The organism is Jeotgalicoccus sp. ATCC 8456, from assembly GCF_016313225.1.
In the GTDB taxonomy this organism is placed as follows: domain Bacteria; phylum Bacillota; class Bacilli; order Staphylococcales; family Salinicoccaceae; genus Jeotgalicoccus; species Jeotgalicoccus marinus.
In genome coordinates this window covers 1,412,302-1,437,845 of sequence record NZ_CP066224.1, presented here as the reverse complement: position 1 = coordinate 1,437,845, position 25,544 = coordinate 1,412,302, and the positions used below count along the sequence as shown (strand labels likewise).

General features: G+C 36.3%; 20 protein-coding genes, 2 pseudogenes and 2 riboswitches. Of the genes and pseudogenes, 9 read left to right on the top strand and 13 right to left on the bottom strand.

Annotated features, from left to right (window positions below; genetic code table 11):
• Nucleotides 1-104: 104 nt before the first annotated feature.
• Nucleotides 105-611, bottom strand: coding sequence for a carboxymuconolactone decarboxylase family protein (locus tag JEM45_RS07435; protein WP_051220537.1), 507 nt, complete (start codon nt 609-611; stop codon nt 105-107).
• Between the two features lie 117 nt (nt 612-728).
• Between JEM45_RS07435 and JEM45_RS07430 the strand changes: the two genes are divergently transcribed.
• Together JEM45_RS07430 and JEM45_RS07425 are read left to right on the top strand one after the other, a co-directional pair.
• Complete coding sequence (locus JEM45_RS07430) at nt 729-1,292, top strand: TetR family transcriptional regulator (protein ID WP_051220536.1); 564 nt, start codon at nt 729-731, stop codon at nt 1,290-1,292.
• A 235-nt stretch (nt 1,293-1,527) separates the two neighbouring features.
• A complete protein-coding gene (locus tag JEM45_RS07425) occupies nt 1,528-2,949 on the top strand; it encodes a sodium:solute symporter family protein (protein WP_198687204.1) in 1,422 nt (473 codons plus the stop codon).
• Nucleotides 2,950-3,081: 132 nt separating this feature from the next.
• On the opposite strand, the gene JEM45_RS07420 is transcribed toward JEM45_RS07425, so the two are convergent.
• The 3 genes and pseudogenes from JEM45_RS07420 to JEM45_RS07410 form a co-directional block, all read right to left on the bottom strand.
• Nucleotides 3,082-3,231, bottom strand: a complete 150-nt coding sequence (locus tag JEM45_RS07420; protein WP_169515939.1) for a hypothetical protein — start codon at nt 3,229-3,231, stop codon at nt 3,082-3,084.
• 1,119 nt (nt 3,232-4,350) lie between these two features.
• Nucleotides 4,351-5,658: an NtaA/DmoA family FMN-dependent monooxygenase gene (locus JEM45_RS07415; protein WP_198687203.1), complete on the bottom strand. Its 1,308-nt coding sequence runs from the start codon at nt 5,656-5,658 to the stop codon at nt 4,351-4,353.
• Between the two features lie 12 nt (nt 5,659-5,670).
• Nucleotides 5,671-6,419: pseudogene (locus tag JEM45_RS07410) on the bottom strand (3-oxoacyl-ACP reductase).
• A 105-nt stretch (nt 6,420-6,524) separates the two neighbouring features.
• Nucleotides 6,525-6,627: riboswitch (TPP riboswitch) on the bottom strand.
• Nucleotides 6,628-6,861: 234 nt separating this feature from the next.
• A riboswitch (TPP riboswitch) is annotated at nt 6,862-6,971 on the top strand.
• 70 nt (nt 6,972-7,041) lie between these two features.
• Between JEM45_RS07410 and JEM45_RS07405 the strand changes: the two are divergent.
• From JEM45_RS07405 to JEM45_RS07390, 4 genes are all read left to right on the top strand, one after another.
• Complete coding sequence (locus JEM45_RS07405) at nt 7,042-7,632, top strand: thiamine phosphate synthase (protein ID WP_198687202.1); 591 nt, start codon at nt 7,042-7,044, stop codon at nt 7,630-7,632.
• Nucleotides 7,633-7,727: 95 nt separating this feature from the next.
• Nucleotides 7,728-7,928, top strand: coding sequence for a sulfur carrier protein ThiS (gene thiS / locus JEM45_RS07400; RefSeq protein ID WP_198687201.1), 201 nt, complete (start codon nt 7,728-7,730; stop codon nt 7,926-7,928).
• Nucleotide 7,929: 1 nt separating this feature from the next.
• A complete protein-coding gene (locus JEM45_RS07395) occupies nt 7,930-8,697 on the top strand; it encodes a thiazole synthase (protein WP_115885531.1) in 768 nt (255 codons plus the stop codon).
• The gene (locus JEM45_RS07390) at nt 8,697-9,701 is read left to right on the top strand and encodes a HesA/MoeB/ThiF family protein (RefSeq protein WP_166626380.1); all 1,005 of its coding nucleotides are present in this window, start codon (nt 8,697-8,699) and stop codon (nt 9,699-9,701) included. Before JEM45_RS07395 ends, JEM45_RS07390 begins: the two co-directional genes overlap by 1 nt.
• Nucleotides 9,702-10,098: 397 nt before the next feature.
• Here the strand turns inward: JEM45_RS07390 and JEM45_RS07385 are convergent, their stop codons facing one another.
• A complete protein-coding gene (locus JEM45_RS07385) occupies nt 10,099-11,241 on the bottom strand; it encodes a cation:proton antiporter (RefSeq protein ID WP_198687200.1) in 1,143 nt (380 codons plus the stop codon).
• Nucleotides 11,242-11,538: 297 nt separating this feature from the next.
• On the opposite strand from JEM45_RS07385, the gene JEM45_RS07380 reads away from it, so the two are divergent.
• On the top strand, nt 11,539-11,835 hold the full coding sequence (locus JEM45_RS07380) for a dehydroquinate synthase/iron-containing alcohol dehydrogenase family protein (RefSeq protein ID WP_198687199.1): 297 nt from the start codon (nt 11,539-11,541) through the stop codon (nt 11,833-11,835).
• 168 nt (nt 11,836-12,003) lie between these two features.
• A complete protein-coding gene (locus tag JEM45_RS07375) occupies nt 12,004-12,828 on the top strand; it encodes a hypothetical protein (protein ID WP_198687198.1) in 825 nt (274 codons plus the stop codon).
• A gap of 88 nt (nt 12,829-12,916) precedes the next feature.
• Here the strand turns inward: JEM45_RS07375 and JEM45_RS07370 are convergent, their stop codons facing one another.
• The 8 genes and pseudogenes from JEM45_RS07370 to JEM45_RS11010 all read right to left on the bottom strand — a co-directional run bounded on the left by JEM45_RS07370 (nt 12,917) and on the right by JEM45_RS11010 (nt 23,148).
• Entirely contained in the window at nt 12,917-14,722 is a 1,806-nt protein-coding gene (locus JEM45_RS07370; protein ID WP_198687197.1) for a M3 family oligoendopeptidase, read from the bottom strand.
• Nucleotides 14,723-14,865: 143 nt separating this feature from the next.
• Nucleotides 14,866-15,135, bottom strand: a pseudogene (locus JEM45_RS07365) (DUF1307 domain-containing protein); the annotation flags it as partial.
• Between the two features lie 15 nt (nt 15,136-15,150).
• Nucleotides 15,151-15,312, bottom strand: coding sequence for a DUF1307 domain-containing protein (locus tag JEM45_RS07360; RefSeq protein WP_198687195.1), 162 nt, complete (start codon nt 15,310-15,312; stop codon nt 15,151-15,153).
• 225 nt (nt 15,313-15,537) lie between these two features.
• Nucleotides 15,538-17,667: a bifunctional glycosyltransferase/CDP-glycerol:glycerophosphate glycerophosphotransferase gene (locus tag JEM45_RS07355; protein ID WP_198687194.1), complete on the bottom strand. Its 2,130-nt coding sequence runs from the start codon at nt 17,665-17,667 to the stop codon at nt 15,538-15,540.
• Nucleotides 17,660-19,261, bottom strand: coding sequence for a glycosyltransferase (locus JEM45_RS07350; protein ID WP_198687193.1), 1,602 nt, complete (start codon nt 19,259-19,261; stop codon nt 17,660-17,662). Before JEM45_RS07350 ends, JEM45_RS07355 begins: the two co-directional genes overlap by 8 nt.
• Before the next feature lie 262 nt (nt 19,262-19,523).
• The gene (locus JEM45_RS07345; RefSeq protein WP_166626370.1) at nt 19,524-20,630 is read right to left on the bottom strand and encodes a YSIRK-type signal peptide-containing protein; all 1,107 of its coding nucleotides are present in this window, start codon (nt 20,628-20,630) and stop codon (nt 19,524-19,526) included.
• A 370-nt stretch (nt 20,631-21,000) separates the two neighbouring features.
• On the bottom strand, nt 21,001-22,626 hold the full coding sequence (locus JEM45_RS07340; protein ID WP_198687192.1) for a BCCT family transporter: 1,626 nt from the start codon (nt 22,624-22,626) through the stop codon (nt 21,001-21,003).
• Between the two features lie 306 nt (nt 22,627-22,932).
• On the bottom strand, nt 22,933-23,148 hold the full coding sequence (locus JEM45_RS11010; protein ID WP_370545422.1) for a VOC family protein: 216 nt from the start codon (nt 23,146-23,148) through the stop codon (nt 22,933-22,935).
• A 330-nt stretch (nt 23,149-23,478) separates the two neighbouring features.
• On the opposite strand from JEM45_RS11010, the gene JEM45_RS07330 reads away from it, so the two are divergent.
• Nucleotides 23,479-25,536 carry a heavy metal translocating P-type ATPase gene (locus tag JEM45_RS07330; protein WP_198687191.1) on the top strand — a complete coding sequence of 686 codons (2,058 nt, stop codon included), beginning with the start codon at nt 23,479-23,481 and terminating at the stop codon, nt 25,534-25,536.
• Nucleotides 25,537-25,544 lie beyond the last annotated feature (8 nt).

Here is a 25,544-nt window from a genome sequence, read left to right as displayed (position 1 = left end):
CTGCTTGTTCGACTACATTATCCACTGTAATTTTTTAAAGTTTAGGTGAGTATTCATTACTTGAACAATCATAATAAATAAAAAGATTTGTATAAGTACTAAGTTTAGTCAGTTGGTATATCTTTGCCTGTATTACCTGAACTAATCGAAATACGATTCCAGGTATTCACTTGATTTATGAGCAAAACAAAATCAATATATTCTTTTTCTGACAAGTACTTTCTTACATCTAGGTACTCTGTATCAGAAATTCTATTTTCTGAAATTATAGTTACTTTTTTTGCAAAGTTTAAAAGTGTTTTTTCTTTCTCACTAAATAATTTATTATCCGTATTTAGTTTCAAAATACAGTCAATACGATTCTGATCAATTTTCTTCTTAGTAGCTTCTTTATAATGCATCTCAATACAATATGAGCAACCATTTAAAAGAGAAATATACAGTTTTACTAATGGTATAAATTTTCTATCTAACTTAATTTTATTTACATATCTTTCCTGTTGGATGACATTCTCCATACCGTCAGGGGCTACCTTAAAGTAATTAATTCTATTCTTTAAGTTCATTAAACTACCGACTTTTATAGTACCTTTGGATAAAATCTTCCCCATTCTCCCACTCCTAACTGCAACACTTGTTGAACTTTTGACTATAGAGTATATTTAAATTAATTGTATTTCAATACTTTGCCTTGAAGTTCAACATAATTTGATTTTTGTTGCTAGGAGATGAATAAAATAAAGTATTCTAACAATCCATCAGTTAAAAACTCTCAGCTATGGCTTTATGAAAGTTTAATTGAACTTATGAAAGATCAATCTTTTGAGAAAATAACAATTTCTGAAATAACAAAAAACGCAGATCTAGATAGAACAACATTCTACAGAAATTATAATTCAAAACTAGATATTCTCAATTACGGAATAAATTTAATAAAAACAAAGTATGTAAATAGATTGAAGTATGCAAATAAGTTAAATATGAAATATTTATCTAGGGAATTCTTTTCAATTTGTTTAGAAGAAATTGAGTTTCTGAAATTAATTAACCTACATAACTTAACCCCATTCTTATTACTTCAATTCAATCAGTTATTACCTGATATACATTTAGAAGTTAAAGAAAAGTTTAATTTTCGAATAGAAGATACTCATATGGTATATGCTTTATATTACAATACAGGAGGATTTTTAAATATTTTAATGAAGTGGATTGAAGATGGTTGTGATGCATCTATTGACGAACTAGTCGCAAGCTTCTTAGAAATTTGTAGATTTAATATATCAGATTGAGTGATATCATAAGTAAAACCATATCAGGGACTGGTACTCCTGAGAAATTGTTATTCATCAGTCTCAATTTGAATGATTTTAGTGAGTTCTTACTTGCTTAAACTTTTCAGTCATTTAATGTTTCCTGTGGCAGTATGGATGATTCAGGTTAAGATATGATATTATTAAAAAGATGCTTTAGCAGCATAATTCATTACACCCATGACAATTCAAAATTAAGGAAGAGAGTGGTTATTTGTTTGATGAAAATGAGAGAATCATCTTATCAGTCATTGTTTTTGTGTACTTCATATTATTGATTTTGCTGGCTCTGTATATCAACCGAAAGACGAAAACATATGAGGATTATAATGTTGCCGGCAGAACTGTTTCATTCTTCCCTTTAATCCTGACATTTATCGGCACCGGCGTCGGGGGATCGACCTTGCTCGGCTACATGGAGAATGGTTACAGCCTCGGGATGGGCCAGCAGTGGATACATATTACTATGTTTATGTGCGTCATCATTTTTGCATTGTTTGTCCTCAATCGTGTCCGAAGTCTTGGAGAGACTTATAAGATGGTCACAATCGGTGACTATACCGCACTGCGTTATGGTGAGAAGACGCGCATACCGACAGTCATCAGTATACTATTTTCATATTGTGCGATGACCGGTATGCAGTTTGTCGCCATCGCGACGATATTGAACGTGACTCTCGACCTGGATGTTACGCTTGGAATTATCATCGGCTGGGTACTGCTCACGCTTAAAACTTATTTCGGCGGACTGAAGACCGTCATATGGCAGGATACTTTCCATGGAATTATTCTTGTGCTCGGTGTTGTCCTGCTGTTTGCATCAGTATTGATAGCTGCAGGAGGCTGGGGTTCGATTGCGGACCGGGCCGCATCTGCCGGTGAAGGCGATATGCTCAGCGTGATGAATATTACACCGGGTGAGATAATGATTTATCTTCTCACGCTTGCAGTCTTCCAATTTGTCAGGCAGGATCTCTGGCAGCGGGTCTGGGCAGCCGACAGTATAAAAATAGCAGGCAGCGGATATATTATTTCCATGATCGTCGCGGTAACGATCGGTGCGGTTGCTGTCGCCATCGGCGTACTCAGCCGCTACGGCCTCGAGCTTGGAAATATTGATCCAGTTCTCGTCTATTACGGAGTCGTAGGTGAAGTATTCCCTTTTCCGCTGGTCGTCTTTATGATTGTCCTGCTGCTCGCAGCCGTCATATCCAGTGCGGACTCTTTCCTTCTGGCAGGGTCGTCTTCGCTCGTCAATGATATCATCAGACCGAACTTTTCACACCACGGTGATAAAATGATGCTGTTATGGAGCAGGTTGTCGGTATTGATTATATCCGTCATTGCGCTTGTGCTGGCACTTACCATTCCTGGAATTGTCAATCTGATGGTGACCGGCACGGCGATGACAGTCTCAGGTTTGTTTGCACCGGTAATCTTAGGCATGTTCTGGAAAAAGGTGACGACGGCTGCTGGTCTTGCTTCCATGTGGAGCGGACTGATTATCGCCGTCCTCTGGCAGATTGCAGGACATCCTTTCGGTTTGCATCCCATCTTCATCGGGCTGCCGGTGTCTGTGATTATACTGCTTGCAGTGACATTCATCACAAATGGTAAAGAAACAGCCAAAGCATAAAAATTATATGCAATCAAAATAGCAATATCATTAATTGATAGACAAAGGGTTCAGTGTTTGAGATCATCATCTCGAACACTGAACCCTGTTTTTAATCACCTGTGTCTGTTCCTTGCTGTAATTTTTAGATGGTTATTTACTCTCCTTACGTTTACTTCGCCAGTAACCGTAAGAAATCCAAATGGCTGCGAGCGTCGTCATCCAGGCTGTAACCAGGATGATGTCGTTAAAGATAGACTGATGGGCTGCTTTTTTAGCGAAAAACATTCTGGGTCGGTTCATAGTGACCAATCGTTTCACGTGTTCGTCCATATTCATGACGACCAGATGAAATTTTATGCTGTTTTGTGGTTATCTCACAAAGATAATCAATATAATGGTAAAATTTTCGAAGTGGCAGCAGGAAGAGTCGCTGAGAACTTCTTTGGTTCTAACTAAGGCTACTGGGATAAAGATCTTACAGTAGAAAAATTATTTGAAAATGAAGAAGCTATTCTAAATCAAGATGGATATAAGAGTTTAGAAAATACTGTTGATTTATCGAAATGAATGACTGAATATAACACGGGCTGGTAGTATATATACGAAGATACCAAGGTTTGAAAATTACATTTAAAGTCGTTAGACTACATTAATTTAGAAGGATTATTCTGAAAACTCAAAGTGACATTCAATCAAATTGTTAAACGTCCGCATCGAAAAATGATAAGCCGAAGTGTATCATAAGTAATCCAGGAACTAGATTTGATTAGGACAAGAAAACTTGTTATATACTCACCGCCCTAAATTGTTAGAATGGTGAGTTAAGTATCAAGACACAATGAAATTTCTCAAATTATAAGTCTTTAAATTTTATCTTATCACTTTCTCTATTTTTATTTATCAAATCCTCTATATATAATCCCATAAGTACTACAACTTGAAATAGGATTAAACTAGCACCAAAAGTGAGTGACACTAAATGGTATAGATAGGGCTGTAGAAGCTATCAAAATAAGGCTTGGTAAATCCATTTATTCATCTGTTTGTTTTTAACAAAATAAACTTCTAAATGGCCGAAAGATATACCTATTAATAAATATACTATTATATAATTATTCACTTTCTGAACCCTGATTTCTTTTTTGACATTGGAATGAATAATTAAATTTTCTCTGTCTGCAGAAAAATGATTTATATAAGCGAAAACCTGAGTCTCAGCTGTTAATGTTTTTTTTGTGAGTTTTGACTTCATCCTCGCTTACCGGGATATTAATAAGCAATTCAGCCCTTATAACCTTCGTACTTGGGGATCGGGGACATAAGTTCTCAAAAGTTATTATTTTTTCTGGAGATATTTATGTCCCAGCCTCAATATGAAAACACAACGTAAAATTGAGATGTACCTATGAATCATTCAGCTTAATACTTATCGAGTTCCAGCATTTCTCTAAACGTTTCACCGTTATAATCTCTTCTAAAAATGCCGCGTTTTTGCATTTCCGGAATGACTAAGTCGACAAAGTCTTCAAGACTTCCTGGGAGTGTTGGAGGCATCAAGTTAAATCCATCTGCGGCACCTTCATTCATCCATCTTTCTAATTCATCGACAATTTCTTCAGGCGTGCCAATGAGTGTTAAATGTCCACCTCCAGCGTTGAGATAACCGAGTAGTTCTCTGACTGTGGGATTTCTGTCTTCTATAATTTCTAAAACAGTTTGATAACGTCCAACAGGTCCTTTGAATTCTTCGACTGGCGGCAATTTTGGTACTTTTTCGTCGAGTTTCCATGATTTTGTATCTTGCTGAATAAAGAATTCGAGCTGATTAAGTGCAGTATCAATTGGAAGTAGGTTGTCTAATTTTGCTTTCTTTTCTTGCGCTTCTTCTCTTGTTTTACCCACGTAAGTCACTAGTCCCGGAAATACTTTGATATAGTTGTCTGGACGACGGCTTTCTTTTATGGCTTGATTTAATTTTTCACGATAAATATTTGCTTGTCTTAAATTCCAAGAAACTGAATAGACAGCATCAGCATATTTCGCAGCCAGTGCAACACCTTCTTTTGAAGCCCCGGCTTGCATAGCCACTGGCTTACCCTCTTTTCTTAAAGGTAAAGTTAGCGGACCTTTAACTTGGAAGTTTTCACCATTGTGATTGAATGGCTGAATATTCTTATTTTTAGTAATTGTGTTATTTTCTTTATCTGGCTTGTAGCTTTCAATTGACCACGATTCAAATAATTTATTCATGACTTCAGCAAATTCATCCGCTTTCTTATAACGAACGGCTCTCTCAGGCAATTCAGGTATACTGTGGTTTTGTGCTTCGCGGTCGGTCATTGATGTCACTAGATTCCATCCCATGCGTCCTTTTGTTATGTGTTGCAATGTGAGTAACTGTCTTGCTGTGGTAAATGGGTTATTAAATGTACCTGAAATAGTTGAAACAAGTCCAACGTTATCTGTGACTTTACTCATAGCAGTTAATGCAATCATTGGGTCAAAATAACTCGCTGGTAATTCTGTTGGACTATCTGCGGGGAAGGCTTGTGAATCTGCGAAAAATACGGCATCAAATTTTCCGCGTTCTGCAATTTTTGCCAGATTTTCATAATATTCAATTGTCGTGAATTCATTGACACTCGAATCGTCTTCTAACCATGCTGCCTGATGGTGACCCACACCATACAATAAAATTCCTATATTTAACTGTTTAGAATTATTCATAATATATACCGCCTAGTTCATAGTAAGTCCGCCGTCTACCGTGATGTTTTGCCCTGTAACCCCATCTGCTGCCTCAGAACAAAGATAAACAACCATATTAGCAACGTCTTGTGGGGTTGTTACTTTTCTCAATGGTGTGGACTGTGCGATTAAATCAAATACTTCTGGTGTTGTGACTGCACTTGCGTCTGTTGTTTTCAGTAAACCGCCAGAAACAACATTTGCTCGGATACCATACTGTCCAAGTTCTGCTGCAACGTTTCTGGTGAACCCAATTAAAGCAGCTTTTGCAGTGGTGTACTCGTGATATGGTACTACAGGATTTTGATATAGATTAGTTCCAATACTAATAATTGCACCGTCTTTACGTTCTAAAAACTGTGGTATTACACTTTGTGATACGTTGAATGCAGCTTTTAGTGTCCCGTCTAACTGTTGCTCGTAATCTTTATAAGTCAAATCTTTGAATGATTTTTGAGCGGTTGGATCAAATTTAAAGTTAACGAGTGCATTGTTTACAACAACATCAATCTGTCCGAAATGTTCAGTTCCTTTTTAACTAACTGCTCAACTGCTTCACGGTCTGTAATGTCCGCTTGAATCGCAATGGCTTGTGCTCCAATTTCGTTTTTTAACTTCTCTGATTCTTCTTTACTGTTGTTGTAGTTAATTATGACATTAAAACCTTTTTCACTTAGTGCTTTTACGATATAGCTACCAAGTCCTCTTCCACTTCCCGTTACTAAAACTGTCCTTGTCAAATAAATCACTCCTATAATTTTTTAGAATAAAAAAATACGCAGCCTTCATAGGAAAGTTACGTACCGAGAGTAAATTATATGCCCGCAAAGACATAGATATACAACTGTATCGATGTAACACTTTCCTACGCCAGTTTTAACTGGATCAGGTTCAAAGGGTCTGAGGTTACCCTCATCTCAGTTTATAAAAACGCCCCTAGTGCGAATCTATTCTATTTAACATCATTGTATTACTTTACGAAGATACGTCAAGTAAATCACAAATTATGTGAATTGGAACAAACACAATTCAAATTCAATTCTGTAACTGTACTGCTATCTAGTTCCTATATGATTGAGTAAATGTTAAAAGATAGTTATCAGTATAATTAAAATATAATTTTATTTGCAATATTTAACTTTTTAGAGTAACTTGAAGTTATTGATTGGAAAATTAAATAGTTAAGACCACTGGAAGTGTCTTTGAAAAAGGCTGAGATTAAAGTGTAGACTTTGGGATTCCGGGAACCTGATACAGTTCATACTGGCGTAGGAAAGTGGCGAAAGTAATATGTGTTGATGCATACTTGCGCTGTTTTTCTATATAGAAAAACAGCGCTTTTTTATATTAAGGGGTGACATAATGCTTATTGCAATTACACATTTTAAGATATTAATTTCCAAGGACATTGTTCATTTCAATACGATTTCATCCTGTATCGATTATCTTTTACTTCGTACACCCATGTCCGACAACGAGTTATCATCTTTCCTTTGTCAGCTTATTCAATCAGGTTTCCCTAAAGAAAAAATCATCATTCATACTTCGACTAAATTGCTGGAATCTTTTCGTTTAACTGCCATCCACTTTAGAGAAAACGATCCAACTGCATTAACGTATAAAAAAGAACATCCGGATATTTCAGTCAGCATGTCTGCTCATTCACCTGAATCTGTCAAGAAAGCACAGGACAATCATCTCGACTTTGTATTATACGGCCATATATTTGAATCGAGTTCAAAGAAATTTTTGCCACCGCGTACACATCAAGAAGTACGTGATGCACTGTCTTATGATATTCCTGTGATAGCACTTGGCGGTATCAATTTAACAACTATCAATCAATTACCGACAGGATTCAGTGGTATCTCGGCAATTTCTGCATTTATGGATGCTTCACCCAATCAAATCACCAGGTTAAAAGAAAAAGGTCAAATATTAAATTTGATGTAAGCAAATGCTCCATAGCTTAGACATTATAAAGTGGTTAATACACTTCCCAGCTGTCGCAGTACTTAAAAATCTATCACTTGAAAGGATGAAACAATATGCAGTGCACCGTTAACGGAGAACTCCATTATTTTGAAACGGATATTACCATAGCTACCCTGCTGGACCACCTGGATGTAGATGATAATCGTATTGTAGTGGAACACAATGGGGAATTGATAAAAAAAAGTGTATTTAAACAACAAGAAGTGAAAAATAATGATCGACTTGAATTATTAGAATTTGTAGGAGGCGGATAATATGTTAGAAATTGGAGATTTAAAATTTAACTCAAGGCTATTTTTAGGTACTGGAAAGTTCTCAGATGAGAAAATACAGGCCGCTGCAATTGAAGCGTCAGGTACAGAAGTGCTGACTTTCGCTGTCAGACGTATGAACTTATTTGATAAAGACCTGCCCAACCCGCTGGCAAATATTGATTTAAGAAAATACACGACATTTCCGAATACAGCAGGGGCGAAAACAGTGGAAGAAACTGTACGCATCGCAGAAATCGCAAGACATGCGGGTGTCTGTGACATGATTAAAGTTGAGATTATTGGTGATGATAAGACATTACTGCCTGACCCAATTGCGACATACGAAGCGTGTCAAATACTGCTGGACAAAGGTTATACAGTCTGTCCATATATTTCAAACGATGTCGTGCTTGCAAAAAGACTCGAAAGACTTGGTGTTCATGCAATCATGCCGCTCGCTTCTCCTATAGGTACGGGACGCGGTATTAATAATCCATTGAATTTAAGATATATTGTAGAACAATCCAGCATCCCTGTTATTGTGGATGCAGGAATCGGTTCACCCAAAGATGCGTGCTATGCTATGGAGCTGGGTGCAGATGCGGTATTATTAAACACCGCTGTATCGAATGCCAAAGATCCGGTTAAAATGGCAGAAGCGATGAAGCTTTCAATTGATGCAGGGGTACTGGGTTATGATGCAGGACGTATTCCGGTTAGGTATTCTGCACAGGCCTCAAGTCCTGCTGAAGGACTGGAGTTTCTTTAATGGAGAGATACGACAGACAAATGAAGTTTAATGAATTTGGAGAGAATAGTCAAAAAAATCTGATGTCAGCCACACTAATGGTGATGGGCGCCGGTGCACTTGGAACACACGTTTCTGAAATGCTTGTGCGTATGGGTGCAGGTAAACTCATCATCATTGATATGGATATTGTTGAAATGACCAACCTGCATCGTCAGGCTTTATATACTGAAAAAGATGCAGAAGATATGACGCTGAAAGTTAATGCTGCCAAAGAAAAATTGTGTCAGATAAACCGTAATGTTGAGATTGTACCGATCAATGCAGAAATAAATTCCAGTAACATCTCCGCAATCTTAAGAAAGTATCAGCCGGATATTGTAATTGACAGTATGGATCATTTTGAAATTCGATTTCTGATTAATGAAGCCTGTCATAAGCTTGATATCCCCTGGGTATATGGTGCTGCTGTAGGCAGTAAGGGAAGTGTGTACGGGATTGATTTTAAAGGACCTTGTTTAAAGTGTTTGATGGAGACTCTGCCATCGACAGGGGAAAGCTGTGCAATCAACGGTGTGCTTCCTCCTGTAATTTCCCTCATTGCCAGTATGGAAGTTTCTGAAGTCATTCGTTATTTATCAGGAAAAGGTTTTTCCAAGCAGCTCATTACTGTAGATACTTTTAAAATCGGCTTTCAAACGATAAATATAGATGAATTAAAGAATGAAGACTGTGTAGTCTGTAAGAATCGGATATATGAACAGTTGAATAAAAATATGCTGGCCACTGTACAATCTAATTGCGGAAGTGTATATACACTCAGGTTCGACGAATCGGTTTTCAATCAGGAGCTGCCCGGTAAAATTATCAGGGCAAGTGCGTTTGTTAAGTTATTGACTTATAAAAAATATAAGCTGACCTTATTTAAAGATGGCAGAATGAATGTTCATGGCATCTCTCGAAAAGAAGAAGCCAATGCTTTATATCAAGAAATGATTGAGAAACTGAGTGAATATCCTGTATAAATATAGTGTGAACTATCTCAAATAGATGAGTTTTTTATGGTGTTTTAGAAATAATAGACAAAGCATTAAAAAGGCATCAGTTATTTCTATAGGGTGTTGAATTAGGTGAAGATACGGTAATCAGAAGGAACTATTTATTACAAATTTCGGTGGAACGTTAAGAGAAAACCGCATCATAAAGTGATACGCTGAAGCTTATCATCGTTAGTGCGTGTTTCCTAAAATTATTTATGATGATTTGAAGCTTATCACGAGTAGTGGGTGTAAGGGATAAATTAAATCACAATTGTAATGAAATAGAAAAGCGGAGATTGATACCAATCTCCGCTTTTCAGTGCCTAAAATCCCTAGAACTACGTGCTCAAATACTACGTCCCTCACCACTTATTATGCATATTCAGCTACTCTTCGTCAGAATGAGTTTTGCGATAAGGGGGAAGATGAGCACCGTCACTGCCCCGCCGGTCACCATAGTAGCAGCTGTTACCTGATCAATGATCTCCGAAGACGCAGCAACTTGTGTTACCGCTACGATAATCGGCAGTCCGGTAGCGGAATATAAGCCTAAAGCAATCTGTTCTCTCGATGATTCGATACCCGAATATGTGTTGCTCCAACGTTCTCTAAGGAATACCACCAAACCGCGAACAATCGCAATCAATGCGACGAATCCCAGCAGAAGTTGCCATTCCCCGAGTACCTGACCGAGGTTAATTGCCATTCCGCTGGTGACAAAGAAAATCGGAATCAGGAAGCTAAATCCTACAATCTCAACTTTGTGTGCAATTTCCTCCCCGTGTTCCGGATCAAAAGTCTGGAATACAACGTTGAGCAGGAGCCCTGCAGAGAATGCGCCCAAGGCGATATCAAGTTCAAATATTGCTGTGACTAACATTAGAGTAACCAATGCAAAGACAGTCATCCTCAGCGTCGTTTGCATTGTTGTATTGGATGCCGATACAACAGCTTTTCCAAGCAGTGGGACCTTTCGAATGAATCGTATTGGAATGCCGACTACGAAAACAGCAATCATGGCGAAGAAAATCAGGACCAAGGAGGCCTGCCACGGTGCAAATGCGGAAAGCAACAATGACATGGCCACGATTGGCAGCAGCTCTCCGTATGCGCCGTGCGTCATCGCCGCCCTGCCCAGTGGGGTATCCATCCCGCCTGAGTCCTTCAGAATAGGTAATAATGTTCCCAAAGCCGTTGAAGTGGAAGCGATAGCGAGCACTATAGCTACACGGATATCAAAATCGGTAAGTAAAAGACCGGCACCAACGCCCAATACGGCGCAAATTATCCATGTGAGGGCGGCATGCTTACCTTGGCGCGCACGCATATCGGAGGTGCTGACTTCAAAACCTGCCAGCAAAAACAGAAAACCCATACCGAGTTCACGAAGAAACGCCACGGCCTCAGTCTGCTCAGCTAGCCCGAGCATGTTGGGACCGATGATGACTCCGAATGCAAGCAGCCACACCACATCAGGCACATATTTACGCGAGATGAGTGCAAATATCGGTGCGAGTGCTGCCATCAGCACTATCCACCATACTGAGGTAAGGTTATCGATTAATAGATGATGATCGGGCATATTTAAAACTCATTTCATATAGTATTTTCCCCGTACCAGGGAAGAGTTGCTATGTAGTTGCTGTAATCGGTTCAATTTATCAGGAGTCAATGGAATTGCACGCGCATCATAAACATTTGATTTTTATAAACTTAAAGGGTTTCCCAAAGAAATCCCCGGAGGTAAATATTTTATTCCTTTTGATGTTATAATATCAATCTCTTAGATTAATTCAAATTATAACAAATTCTGAGTTATAAATTGAAGGAATATGGAACTACCGTCCATGAGGATCTGGCAAAACTTGCTGATTGTGCAGGTGTGACTGTCCCGGGTGATACTGACAAGGTAAAAGCAGAGAAATTTATCGACAGTATTCTGGACATGAATAACGATCTCGGTATCAGTGACCATATCCCTAATATCAAAGAGTCTGATATCGATGAAATGGCCGGCTACGCATTTGATGAAGCGAATCCAAATTATCCAGTGCCGGTGATTTTCAGTAAAGAGATGTTTAAAGAGATGTATATGAAAGTGAAAACTGGAGATATTTAAAAAGTAATCCGACTTTTATTAATAATATCTAACATTTATGGAAAATATATGGATTTAATTTTAAGGAATAGAGATAATAGATGTAGTGATGCAAGGACATTTATGAAGTAAAAAATTGAATATGAACTTGCATTCACAAAATCATCTTGAAAACCGAGGAGGGTAATTATGAAACGATTGTTGGTATTGATTTTTGTTTTAGTACTTGCACTTTCAGCTTGTAGTCAGCCAGCAGAAGAATCAGATGTGTCAAACGCTGAAGAGAATAATGGCTCTGAACAAGAAAGTGAAGCTACAACTGAGGAAAGCACAGATGAGGAAGCAAGTGAAGATGCTGAAAGTGAAGAAGCATCGGATGAGTCCAGTACTGAAGAGAGTGATGGCTCTGAACAAGAAAGTGAAGCTACATTTGATGAAAACACGGATGAGGAAGCAAGTGAGGATGCTGAAAGTGAAGAAGCTTCAGATGAAACAGATGGAGCAAGTACTGAAGAGAACGAAGAGACATCTAGTGAAAATGGAACAGAAGATAACCAAGAAGAAGATACTGCAGCATTAGAAAAACAACAGGCTTACGAAAGTCTTACTGATGCAGACATTGTTGCTATGGCGATACAAGATGAATTTGTGAGTGATATTAGTGTGACAGCTAGTGAATTATTGAATGGTTCATTTGAACCTACTGGACCGGGACCATCTACTGTTGAAGAGGTAAGTCAATTAGTGTTACAATCTCAAGATTACAATATGTTCCCTGGCATGACAGAGCAACAAAGAGTTTATCAAGTATTACCAGCTAAGGCTAATGCGACTGCACTTATGATCGTTGATAGTGCCACAAATGAGGTTGTTGTGACAGGTACACAAGCTCCTTTGACTTATGAAGAGCTAAGACAAATTGGAGTAATCTATAATATCGATCAGCTATTTGAAACATATTATGGGAATCCTACCTTCAATGAAACTTCTGCAAGGGTCGTTTTCTCTCAATAAATAATAATAGATTCAAATATAAAATAAGGCCGTACTTTAGACTTCTAGGGATTCCTCCTGAAATACTAAGGTACGGCTTATTTATATATTAAACATATGATTCTGTTAGCTCTAAAAATTCTTCAATATCTTTATGCACTGAATCCAGTGCTTTTTGCCAGAAGTCTGGTTTTCTTAGGTCAACATTTAAGTGTTTCTCAGCTAGGTCTTCTGTAGTCATGCTGGCAGTATCGCGAAGTAGTGCAATATAGTCATCTTCACTTAACGTTTCGTCTTCTAAGAAACGGTTATATATACCTAAGCTAAAGAAGTATCCAAATGTATAGGGGAAGTTATAGAATGGGACACCTGTAATATGGAAATGTAACTTTGTTGCCCAGAACATTGGATGGTATGAAGAAAGTGCCTCTTGATAGGCTTCTTTTTGTGCTTCTTTCATCAGTTCTTTCAGTCTGTTGCTGTCTACAGTGCCTTGTTGGCGTTCATCATAGAAATTGCGTTCAAAGATATAGCGTGCATGGATATTCATCATAAGAGTCGCACTTCTAGCAATTTTTTCATCCAATAAGTTGATTTTTTCTGCATTTGAAGTTGCATTTTCAATCGTTGCGTTTGAAACGATAAGTTCTGCAAATGTAGAAGCTGTTTCTGCAACATTCATTGCATAACGTTGGTTGAATAATGGTAAATCACGTAAGACATAGCTATGGAATGCGTGTCCGAGTTCATGTGCGAGTGTTGACACATTGCTAGTGCTTCCCGCAAATGTCATAAAAATACGTGACTGTTTAGATTCAGGAAGGTTTGAACAGTATCCGCCTGGGCGTTTTCCTGGACGATCTTCCGCTTCAATCCATTGCTCTTCAAAAGCTCGACGTGCCATCTCTGACATTTTTGGACTGAATGAATTAAAGTTATCGATAATAAATTCTGCTGCTTCATTGTACGTATACTGCTTGTTTGTATAATCACCCACATCAACACTTGCTGAAACATCAAGCCACCCTAATTGATCAACACCAATTAGTTGCGCTTTTCGTTCAAAGTACTTTTTGAAAGGTTCTTTATTTTTTGTAATAGTATCCCACATCGTATCGAGTGTTTCTTCTTCCATACGGTTGTAGTCTAGTGGTACTTTCATATAATCTTTATAGTCGTGAAGTTCATAGTCGTTTAAACGGAATCCTGATAAATGATTGAGCGTTGTAGAGAATAAATCAGCTTTCTCTTCCCATGTATCTTCCCAAGTTTTTAAAAGTTTTTCACGATTTTTTGGATTCTCTTCTGACTTCATCTTGTTTTCAAATTGACTGGCTGAATAATAAACGGTTTCATTATCTTCAATTACTGGAATTTGAATAGAAGCAACGAGTTGATTGTACATATTACCCCAACCCTGTAAGCCGTCTAATGATAAGTGATTGATGATTGTTTCTTCTTCTGTTGATAGTAAGTCCTTTTCTTTTTGTCGTTTTTCTTCTAACGGGAAACGCATTGCTTTAAAGAAATCATCTTCTAACATCTTTGCAAATTGGTCCTCAGTCAGCGCACTGATTTTTTTATTTAATATAATATTCTGTGATGAGAGGTCCTTAACTAAGTTATGAACTGCATTTAAATTCTGCATTGCTTTTTGATCGGTAACATCTGCAGATACTAAACCATTCGAAAAGCTCCCCATCTCACCAAGTGCGTTTGAAATTTTTTCGTAGTGTTGTAAGATCCCCTTAAGTGACGCAAAATCATTTGAATGTTCGTCTAGCTCCCAATTATCAAGTTCGTGAGAAAAAGCTGTAATACTATCTCTTACTTCTGATAATCGGTTTTGAAAATCAACAGATGCACTTCCACCAGGAAACACACTCTCCATATCCCATTTGTTTTTGTAGTTCATCAAATTCCTTCCTTTCTAAATTAAAATTCGTTTCTTTAATCATACAGGAAAAAGATGTAGAGAAACATCAATCACTTCAATATTGAAAAAGGCTACCTAACTTGCTCATGCAAGCTAGGTAGCCATCTATTTATGTTTATGAATTATTCTTCAACTTCTGTGTAACCTTGTTCTTGTATAAGTTCAGCTGATTTCTTCATGCTAACGCCTTGTTCTGCGTCACCTTGTAGATAAAAACCATCTACTTTTCTAGCTTTTTCAAAATCTAGTTCATCATAGTTGAAATCAATTATTTCAACTGCTTCTTCTTCTCCGTACTCGATATTATATTCAAGTCCATCTATACCCTCATATTGTTCAGCTAGAGGTTTCATAAATTCTTCTACATCTGCTTTCTCCATGCCTAATTCTTCATAATTAACAACACTTTAACTTTTTTGGCTGATTACTTCATCCCCACTGTAAGTGTAAGTGAGCGTGCTCTTTACCCCTGATTCTTCCATTTCAAATGTTCTAGTTTCTTCACTTCCACATGCCGTTAATACAACAGCAATCATAGATAAAAATAAAAACAACAAAGTTTTCTTCATAATAGAACTCTCCTTTAAGTTTGGTGAAAAATGTTAAGTTCATAATATGAATTATATACTAAGTTTTCACAATAATTGTTTTCTTGTTTTTGTTTACGAAAAGCAAAAAAATGAGAATAATTATATAAATATAAGTAAGATGTTTCCTAGGGTATAAAAAACCCGAATAAAAAGCAGCACTTTAGCTGCCTATTATTCGGGTCAAAGCTCAATCATTCTTTATAATCACTTTTCAAACATTGCATCAACAACTTTTTCTGATGCTCTTCCATCATCCCAGCTACAGAATCGTTCATAAAATTCGTTGTAGCGATCCTCGTATTTCTCACATACTGCATCAATGTTTTGAATGGCATCCATCACCTCATTATTATCCATGAGTAATGGACCCGGAAGCTCAGTCTCCATATCGATATAGAAACCACGTAGCTGTCCTTGATATTTTTCAATGTCGTAAGTGAAGAATAAGATTGGACGTCTAAGATTCGCATAATCAAAGAATACAGATGAATAGTCAGTGATGAGAATATCAGACATCAAGTATAATTCGCTCACATCACTGTAACTTGAAACATCGTATGCAAAGTCTTCTAAACCTGTTAAATCCATGTTGGAGGCAACAAGATAATGCATTCTGAGTAGAATGATATACTCATCTCCAAATTGTTCTTTCATTCTGTGAAGGTCGAGTTTTAGATTGAATTTGTATTTCCCAACTTTGAAATATTCATCATCACGCCATGTTGGTGCGTACAGAATAATTTTCTTATTAGTTGGTATATGGTTTATTCGTTTCAATCTATTGATCGTATCTTCATCATTTTGGTTCGTTAAAATATCATTTCTTGGATAGCCAGTTGGCAGCATAGTGTTGTTGAACCAAAATGCTCTTCTGAAGATATCAGCAGAATACTGATTTGGCGCAATCAAGTAGTCCCATTTATCAGTTTCACGGTTAAAGTTTTTCTTATACCGTTCAGCATTAGTACCTGGCATATGAACATTATCCATATCACCGGCGAGTCTTTTAAGCGGTGTACCATGCCAAGTTTGCAGATATGATTGCTCTGGTCTTTTAATATATTTGTTTGGCATTCTTACATTACTCACGATATATTTGGCTCTGGCAATATAGTAGTAATATCTGAGTGTGTTCCGTTTAACAGTTTTAGGATTACCAGGAATCTTGTTCGAGTTATTCATCACCCATACGTAATTGTAGTTACTCTTATTTTTAAGCATGTATTCATAAATATATTTAGGACTATCGGAATAAGATTTCCCTTGGAAACTTTCAAAAACAACGAGATTATCCTTAAGCTTCATATAATTGAATACACGTTTATAAATTAGATCTTTTCTACCTCTTCTTGAAGTAATGCCATTTTTAATATCTCTAAGAAAATGGTTGAAATTACTAAGTTTTCGGAAGCGACGTTTGTTGTTAGATTTTATAACCTTCACATCATTCTTTAGTATGAAATCCTTGTTTTTCAGTCGATCTGGATCAATTTTATTTATACTTTCTACTAAGCTAGAAAAATAGTAATCAATCGTGGTATCATCTCTGAATTCACTCACCAAACGTTTTCTATAGAAGTTAAGGAGTTTGTCATCTAGATATTTTCTTCCTTCTTCACTCATATTGTCTGATCTCAGCTGATTGTAGACGCCAAAGAGATCGGGTGTGAGCTGTTCGAGAGAAGACTGTCTAAGTGTCGGGTTGTTAATTGGGTCATTCCCTCTTCTTCTGAAATAGATTGCTTCCTCGGCGTAAGGCACTATATCAATTTCTTCCATTAATGGAACCATGAACGTGAGATCTGAATAAGTTTTAAATTGTTCGGAAAATCTTAAATTCATTTTATCGATGAAGTTCTTTGAAATCAGATAGTTGATTGCAGATTCTGATCTAAGTAGATTGTACCTTCTATTTGAATACATTTTAATTTTATTTGTACCGGGTAGTATAATGACGGAACTTGTGCTGAAATCCGTCGTTTTCATTCTTCCACGAATCATCGGGAATTCTCCGATGCTTTCATGTAGTAGTTGCAACATGTTCTCGGCGATATAATCGTCGCTATCTAGGAAATACAGGTAGGCACCTTTTGCTTGTTCAATTCCGATATTTCGTGTGGCACCGACATAAATATCTGCTGGCGTATTAATAAATCGATACCTGTCATCATTTAAGTATTCATCATTGACGATACTTTTTAATGCCTCTATATCTGAGTGTAGGACGAGTACCTCGAAATTTGTGTATTTCTGGTTTCTTAGTGACTCTAAAGCTGTATTAATATATTTTTCATTATTTTCTGCTGGAGTGATAACAGAAATTAGGTTATTCATTGTGATTGTTCCTTTCTAATACTTCAAGTAGCGTGTCTGTTAGAGAAAACCATAGTTTCTGATAGATTTCCTTGCTAAATTTTGTTTGAATTGTGTTTTTTGCTTCCTTACCCATATTTCTTGTTTTATCAGGGTTTTTCAACATCTGTATCATTTTTTCTGATAAAGCATCTATATCATTTTTGTCTATGAGGAATCCATTTACCCCATCTTCAATCATATCAGATGGTCCATATCTAATATTATAACTCACAACTGGCGTGCGATTTGCCATGCTCTCCATGACTGCAAGGGAAAATCCTTCAGCGTTGGAGGTTAGGACTGACAAACCACCGCTTTGGTATATTTTTTCAGGGTGCTCAGTATAACCCTTAATCAATACGTTACCACTGAGGTCGAGTGATTCTATCAAGTCTGCATATTCTTCTTTTTGATCTCCAGAGCCCCATATTTCTAATTTAGCTTCTGGAACTTCTGTGACCACTTTTTTAAATGCTTGGATGGTATGGTCTATATTTTTAATGCTTGCAAACCTTGATACAATAACGACTTTAGACATATCTCTTTTAATTTGAGCGCTGTCTTGATTCTCATTAATAAAAATGGATTTTAACCCTTTTGGCTTAGGTGCTTTCGCGTCATAATAATTTGGAATGACATGAACTTTATTCTCAAGTCCAAAACGGTTAACGATATCATGCTTCTGTTTGTCTGTCAGCACAATCAATGCATCGACATTTTTTATATTTTCTATTGCATAGCCATTTCGTTTATTTAACTCAGAATCAGGATTATCTGGATTTTTAAGGTGATTGCTGTGCATGCGGAGTGATCTTACTGTATTTGGATGCTTTAGTTTAACAAGTAATTCATCCGTGCTACGTGTATCTGAGATTGCCATTATTCTTTCATTTGATTGGTTCAATACACTTTTTAGCCAGTGAATTTTATGAGGTATGGTATCTCCAGTAGTCTCACTGATTATATTATTATTTGAACCTAAATGGATGACCCGGCTGACTTTTCCAGTGGAAGGTTCTTTCCAAAAATTCAAGAATGCTTTTCCTGTTTTATCGAAAAACAATTGTTGTCTTACCTTGTTTTCTTCAAAGCTGAAATACTGTACCCTACTCACATGACCATAGTAGTTGTAATTTTCTCGTTTCACTCTATAGCGATTTTCATTAAAGTAGTCTATGAAATCTAGAGTATCATCCTTACGTAGAGCGATATACTTTTCATATAGACCATTATTATAAAGTCTATAAGCATTATGATTTTTTCTCTGAGATATGGCATAGTGTTTTTCGTAATCAGATAATTTCACTTTAACTTTGCGTATATTGATTTTATCTTTATTTCCGTATAGTGCCTTTTCCTCAAACATATTACGTATGACGACATTATTACTTACTTTGCCCATCTCTTTGAGTTTTTTACAGATGATAGGAAAGCGCGGTTCATAGTTGAAAGTTAGTATCTGTGTATCATATCCAGCATCTGCAAAAGTACTCGCCTGTCTTAATGATGCATGCGTGAGGCCACCTCTATTAATATCTATGGAGTTTAGCAGAATTATAATCCTAGGTTTCATAAAATCATCCTTATCTGATTCTCGTTCATTAATATACTATATTACTCTGATTATATTATAATCGTAAAATTTAAATGTGTATTTGGGTAAAAATGAGCGCTTCAAACTTACTTATTATTAAAATATGCTTGATAAATGTTAACACATTATACAATGTTTAATACCCTAAAAAGGAAAAGAGCAAGCAATTTCTTAATCAATTAATGATTAGAAACTACTTGCTCTTAAAAATTTTAGAAATATAGCTTAATTTAAGATGATATTACGAATTTTTGTTAGATTTTTTACGTCTAGAAAACAGAAGAATTGAGCCTAGTAATGAAAGTACAAGTGCAAATGTTGGAAGCAATGCATTTTGTGATTCACCAGTGTCTGGTAATTTTTCTTGACTAGTCTTAAATGTCATATCCTTATCGATATTAGGCTGACTGGATACTTTTTCTGTTTTAAACTTCTGTACTTCTAGGTTTGAAGCATCAACTTGTTGATTTACATATTCGAATGTAGAGATATTTTTTGAGTTTGAAGAACTTGACTGTTTTGTTTCTACTGTCTGTTCTATTGAATCTATGTGTTCAATTGATTCTGCAGGCTCAGTCGGCTCCTTTGGATCTGTCGGATCTGTTGGCTCCGTTGGTTCGGTCGGATCCGTCGGATCGGTTGGTTCTGAAGGGTCAGTTGGCTCTACAACTTTAGTACCTACTCGAATAATTTTGTTTACAGGGCTAGAAGTTGAACCAGTTTCGGGATAGTTTTCATCAATATAAGACAATGATTCCTCTGGATCTTCACTTATACTATCATCAGTAACAATCTCTTCAGGACTATCATTTATTTCTTCTGTATTTTGAGGTTCTTCGATATTTACTTCTTGCTCACTGACAGTCTGGTCTATAGACGGTGTTTCCCCAGTGGGTACTTCTTCTGTTTCTGTAATTGAATCTGCTTCATTAACTTCTACATTATTTGTTTCTTGTGTAGTCACTGCTTCTTCTACAGAATCTTGACTTTCAATTTCTTCTGTAGGTATAACTGCTTGTTCGGTTTGAGTAGTGGAATTAGATACGGCATCTTCTGTTGTTTCTTGTTCTTGTGGGGTAACATCTTCAGAAGTAAGGGGTGTAGCATTGTTTTCTTCTATAGAGGTAAGTGCTTCATCAGTTTGATTAGTTGAGGTGAGTTCAGTAGTTTCTAAATTCGTATCTTCCGTAGTTTCAAGTGTGTTATTATCAGCAGTCACTTCATCAGCTTGTACAACAAGTGAACCACTTAGAAAGATTAAAGTACCTATGATTAGGGACCCTACACCAGTTTTAAACTTACGGATTGAGTAACGATTCAGTTTCTTATTTTGTTGGTTGTTTTCCATGTTTCATCTCCAGATTCAATGTATAGGAAATTATTGGTTATATATCCTAATGTATCTATTAAGTATTTTTTGAAGAAACTGTCAATTACAATATTTTCTGATTATAAGAAAAGAAGAATTAGAAGGCTTATATGACAAGGGATTTGACTGAATTTATCAACTTTAAGCATTTAAAAACGTAAAGTTGAAGGAGGCTATTTAATCATTTGTTTGAACTGAGGATAGACGAAACATTCTAGTAGAGGACTAAAATATTACTTAGAATTTAGATAAGTAATTGCATTATAAAAATAGTTGTATAACTAAAATAGAGACTACCTCTAAAAAGGTAGCCTCTGTCTTAGTTACGGAAGAAGATCGAACTTACAAACTAGTCTTCCCACCATTTATTTTTCTCTTTGGCATATGTGATAGAAAGCGTTCGTCTCTCTTTTTCTTTCACATTTCTTGATCGTTCTTCAAGCTTAACACGGTCGTTACTTAAAGTTTTAATGAACGATATCATTAGCATTATAAATATGATGATTAAAGGTACACCAGCTACTATAGAAGCTGTTTGTAATAGATTTAATGCATCGTCACCACTAATGAGTAATAGTGAAAATGGTAATAGTGATAAAGCAAATGCCCAGAATAAACGGCTCCAACGATATGGCTCATCTTCTATAGATGTTTGAGTTGCACCAGCGAGAATATATGAACCTGAATCGAATGTTGTTGCTAGATATATAATTGCTGTGATGACAAAGACAGCAATTACTAATTTACTTAAAGGCAATTGGCCTAAGACAGCCATTATCGCACCTGGCCCACCTTCATTACTCAGTACTTCTGTTACAGAAAATGTGCCTGATAATTCTAACCATAAACCGTAGTTACCTAGTATTCCAAAGAATAATACACTTCCTAAGGTACCATAGACGATAGTACCTAAGATCACTTCTTTTAAATTTCTACCTTTGGAAATACGTGCAATGAATAATCCTACGAATGGCGCATATACTAACCACCATGACCAATAAAATACTGTCCATGACTGAGGGAAGTTTTCTTCAGGTATATCTGCACCAACGCCACCAAATGGTTCGAGCCAGGTTGCCATTCTAAAGAAATCAGTAATCATTAATCCGAGGCTAGATAGCGTTGTTTCCATTATGAAAACAGTTGGCCCTAAAATGAATACAAACAATAATAAGCCAGATGTTAACCAGATATTAATATCACTTAAAATCTTAATTCCGTATTTAAGTCCTGAATACGAACTAACTGCAAAAATTAATGTAGCGACTACTAATACACCAATGCGAATTGCCATGGTATCTCCGTCGATATTAAAAATCGAACCGATACCGGCTGCAATCATTGGCGTCCCTAAACCGAGTGTTGTACCAGCTCCGCCGAGTAAACCAAAAATAAATAATACGTCTATTATTTTACCGACCCAATTATCTGCATGCTTACCGAGTATAGGTCGACAAGCGTGACTTATTTTAATTATAGGTACTTTTTTAACATATAAAGAGTAAGCGATTGGCAAGGCTGGTAGTACATATATTGCCCATGCAATAGGACCCCAGTGGAACATACCATATGTAGCAGCATAGTTGACAGCTTCTTCACTTCTTGGTTCTAAGTGAAACGGTGGTGCATCGTAGTAGTATGCCCATTCAATCATACCCCAATATAAAATACTTGAACCAATACCAGCACAGAATAGCATTGCTGCCCAGCTAAGCGTATTAAACTCTGGCTTTTCTGATGCTTCTCCTAAAGTCACATGACCATACTTACCAAATGCGATGTAAAGTACAAAAAGTAAAACTGCAAGACCAATGCCTAGGTACACAGTTCCTAATTGACCAGTCACAATCTCATTTAAAGACAGAATAACCTGTTCACTGACTTCTGGGAAATAGATTAAAGGGATTACTACAGCAAATAAAACAATAACAGCCAATATAAAAGTTCCCCAATCCATTGTTTTAAAATGTTTCATAAAAAACCTCCATTATTTAATCGATTACCTAATTGTAAGTCGTTTTAAGACTAACAAAGTAACTAGCTTTTTCAAATTGACCGAAGAAGATTAGTTTCAATTATAGACATTATAGATTTTATTTTCTTATCAAAATTTCGTGTATTTGAGTGTGAAAGTGGTTAAAATTTTTTAAAATTGTAGTCTTAAGGAGTTCATAAGAGAAGTCTTTACGAGTGTATTTTATGAGTATGATATGTTTTAAAATATGATATTCTACAATTCTGATAAAAGAGTGCCATTATTTAATGACGAGATACTTACTATTTACAAGGCATTATAAAACTCTATTACATTACTTTCTGGATCAAGTATATGAAAGCATCTTATTCCCCATATATCACGATTTGTCGGTTCTGTAATTACATTTGTTTTAGACTTAAAATCTTCATAGGTTTGGTCAACATCATCTACTTCAACTACGATAACTTGTTTATGGTTTTTATATTCAGTTTTATCGTTGAAGTTCAGGGCTTTTATTATATGTTCTTTTATAAATAAACTTCTCCCAATTTAAAGTCAGCATAGTTAGAGTTTTCATTACCAAAAACACATTCTAATTTCAAAGTTTCATTATAGAAATTAAACATGCTTTGATAGTGATCAGTTAATAACCTAACATTTGTTATTTTCATGTTAAACCACTTTCCTTCTAGAATTTCTTCTTTTTTAATACCACTCTTTATAACTTGTTAATCTCTATATTTTTAGTTCTGAACCTTTATTTACTTAATAGCAAACAGAAAGCTTTATACCCCCCTACAGTATATGGTATAATTCACTTAATGAAGTAATTACAAAGAGGTGAAATTTTTGGAACATAATGAAAAACATTACGAACATGGTGACAAAAATCATCACCAACATGACGAACATACACAACACAACCATGATAATCATACTGGTCACACTCATCATCATGGAAATTTTAAGGTGAAATTTTTTGTTTCACTGATTTTTGCGATTCCAATTATTTTATTTTCCCCAATGATGGGAATTGACTTGCCGTTTCAATTTACCTTTCCAGGATCTGATTGGATTGTCTTAGTACTAGCGACAGTTTTATTCCTCTATGGTGGACAACCATTTTTAGCGGGTGCGAAGAGTGAAGTAACTAGTAAGAAACCAGGTATGATGACGCTCGTTACTCTCGGTATTTCTGTTGCATATTTTTATAGTTTATATGCTTTCTATATGAATCATTTTACTGATGCAACATCTCATACAATGGACTTTTTCTGGGAACTAGCAACACTGATTTTAATAATGTTACTTGGACATTGGATTGAAATGAATGCAGTTGGAAGTGCTGGAGATGCACTTAAAAAAATGGCTGAGCTCTTGCCTAATACTGCAATTAAGGTAGTAGAAAATGATGAACGACAAGAAATAAACATATCAGATATTATGATTGATGATGTTGTTGAAGTTAAGGCAGGAGAAAGTATTCCAACAGATGGTTTGATTGTTAAAGGGCAGACCTCGGTTGATGAGTCTCTAGTAACTGGTGAGTCTAAAAAAGTTCAAAAAGAATTAAATGACAGTGTAATCGGTGGTTCGGTAAACGGCTCTGGTACCATTCAAGTTAAGGTAACAGCGACTGGCGAAGATGGATATTTATCACAAGTTATGGGACTTGTAGATCAAGCCCAAAATGATAAATCTAGTGCGGAACTTCTATCTGACAAGGTAGCAGGCTATTTGTTCTATTTTGCGGTTAGTGTTGGTTTGATTGCTTTTATTATCTGGCTTCTAATCAATAGTGATGTCGATTTTGCACTTGAGAGACTTGTTACTGTACTGGTCATCGCTTGTCCACATGCCCTTGGATTAGCAATCCCATTAGTCACGGCGCGCTCTACATCTCTTGGTGCACAAAATGGTTTAATTCTAAAAAATAGAGAGGCTGTGGAAACAGCGGGAGATATTCATTATGTCATGATGGATAAAACCGGTACTTTAACTGAAGGTGTATTCTCAGTAAATTACTATGAAAGTTACGTAGATGAATTAAATGATGAAGACGTACTAAGTAAGTTTGCATCATTAGAAAGTCAGTCTAATCATCCACTAGCAAAAGGGATTGTGGATTTTGCTAAAGAAAAAGATACCTCATATTCTACTCCTCAGGATGTAAATAATATCCCAGGGGTTGGTTTAGAAGGTATGATTGATGATCAACATTATAAAATAACGAGTGCCTCTTACCTTGATAACAATCAGATTGACTATAATAAATCACAGTTTACAGAGCTGGCACAACAAGGCAACTCAATTAGTTACTTAGTCCAAGATCAACATTTAATCGGCATTATTGCTCAGGGTGATCAAATTAAAGAAAGCTCTAAACAAATGGTTGCTGATTTAAAATCAAGAAATATTACACCGGTTATGCTTACAGGTGATAATAAAGAAGTAGCTGTAGCAGTTGCTAGAGAATTAGATATTAACGACGTTCATTCAGAGTTAATGCCTGAAGATAAAGAACGTATTATCCAAGACTATCAAGCGCGAGGTAGTAAAGTCATGATGGTGGGAGATGGTATAAATGATGCACCAAGCTTAATTAGAGCAGATATCGGCATGGCAATTGGTGCGGGTACTGATGTTGCAGTGGAATCAGGCGATGTGATACTCGTTAAAAGTAACCCATCTGATATTATTCATTTCCTATCTCTTTCTAAAAATACGATGAGAAAGATGGTACAGAACTTATGGTGGGGAGCGGGATATAATATCATAGCGGTACCACTCGCTGCAGGGATCTTAGCATTTATGGGTCTCATTCTGTCTCCTGCTGTAGGTGCAATTTTGATGTCTCTGAGTACAATTATTGTGGCTATAAATGCATTTACTTTAAAATTAGAATAGATGAAATA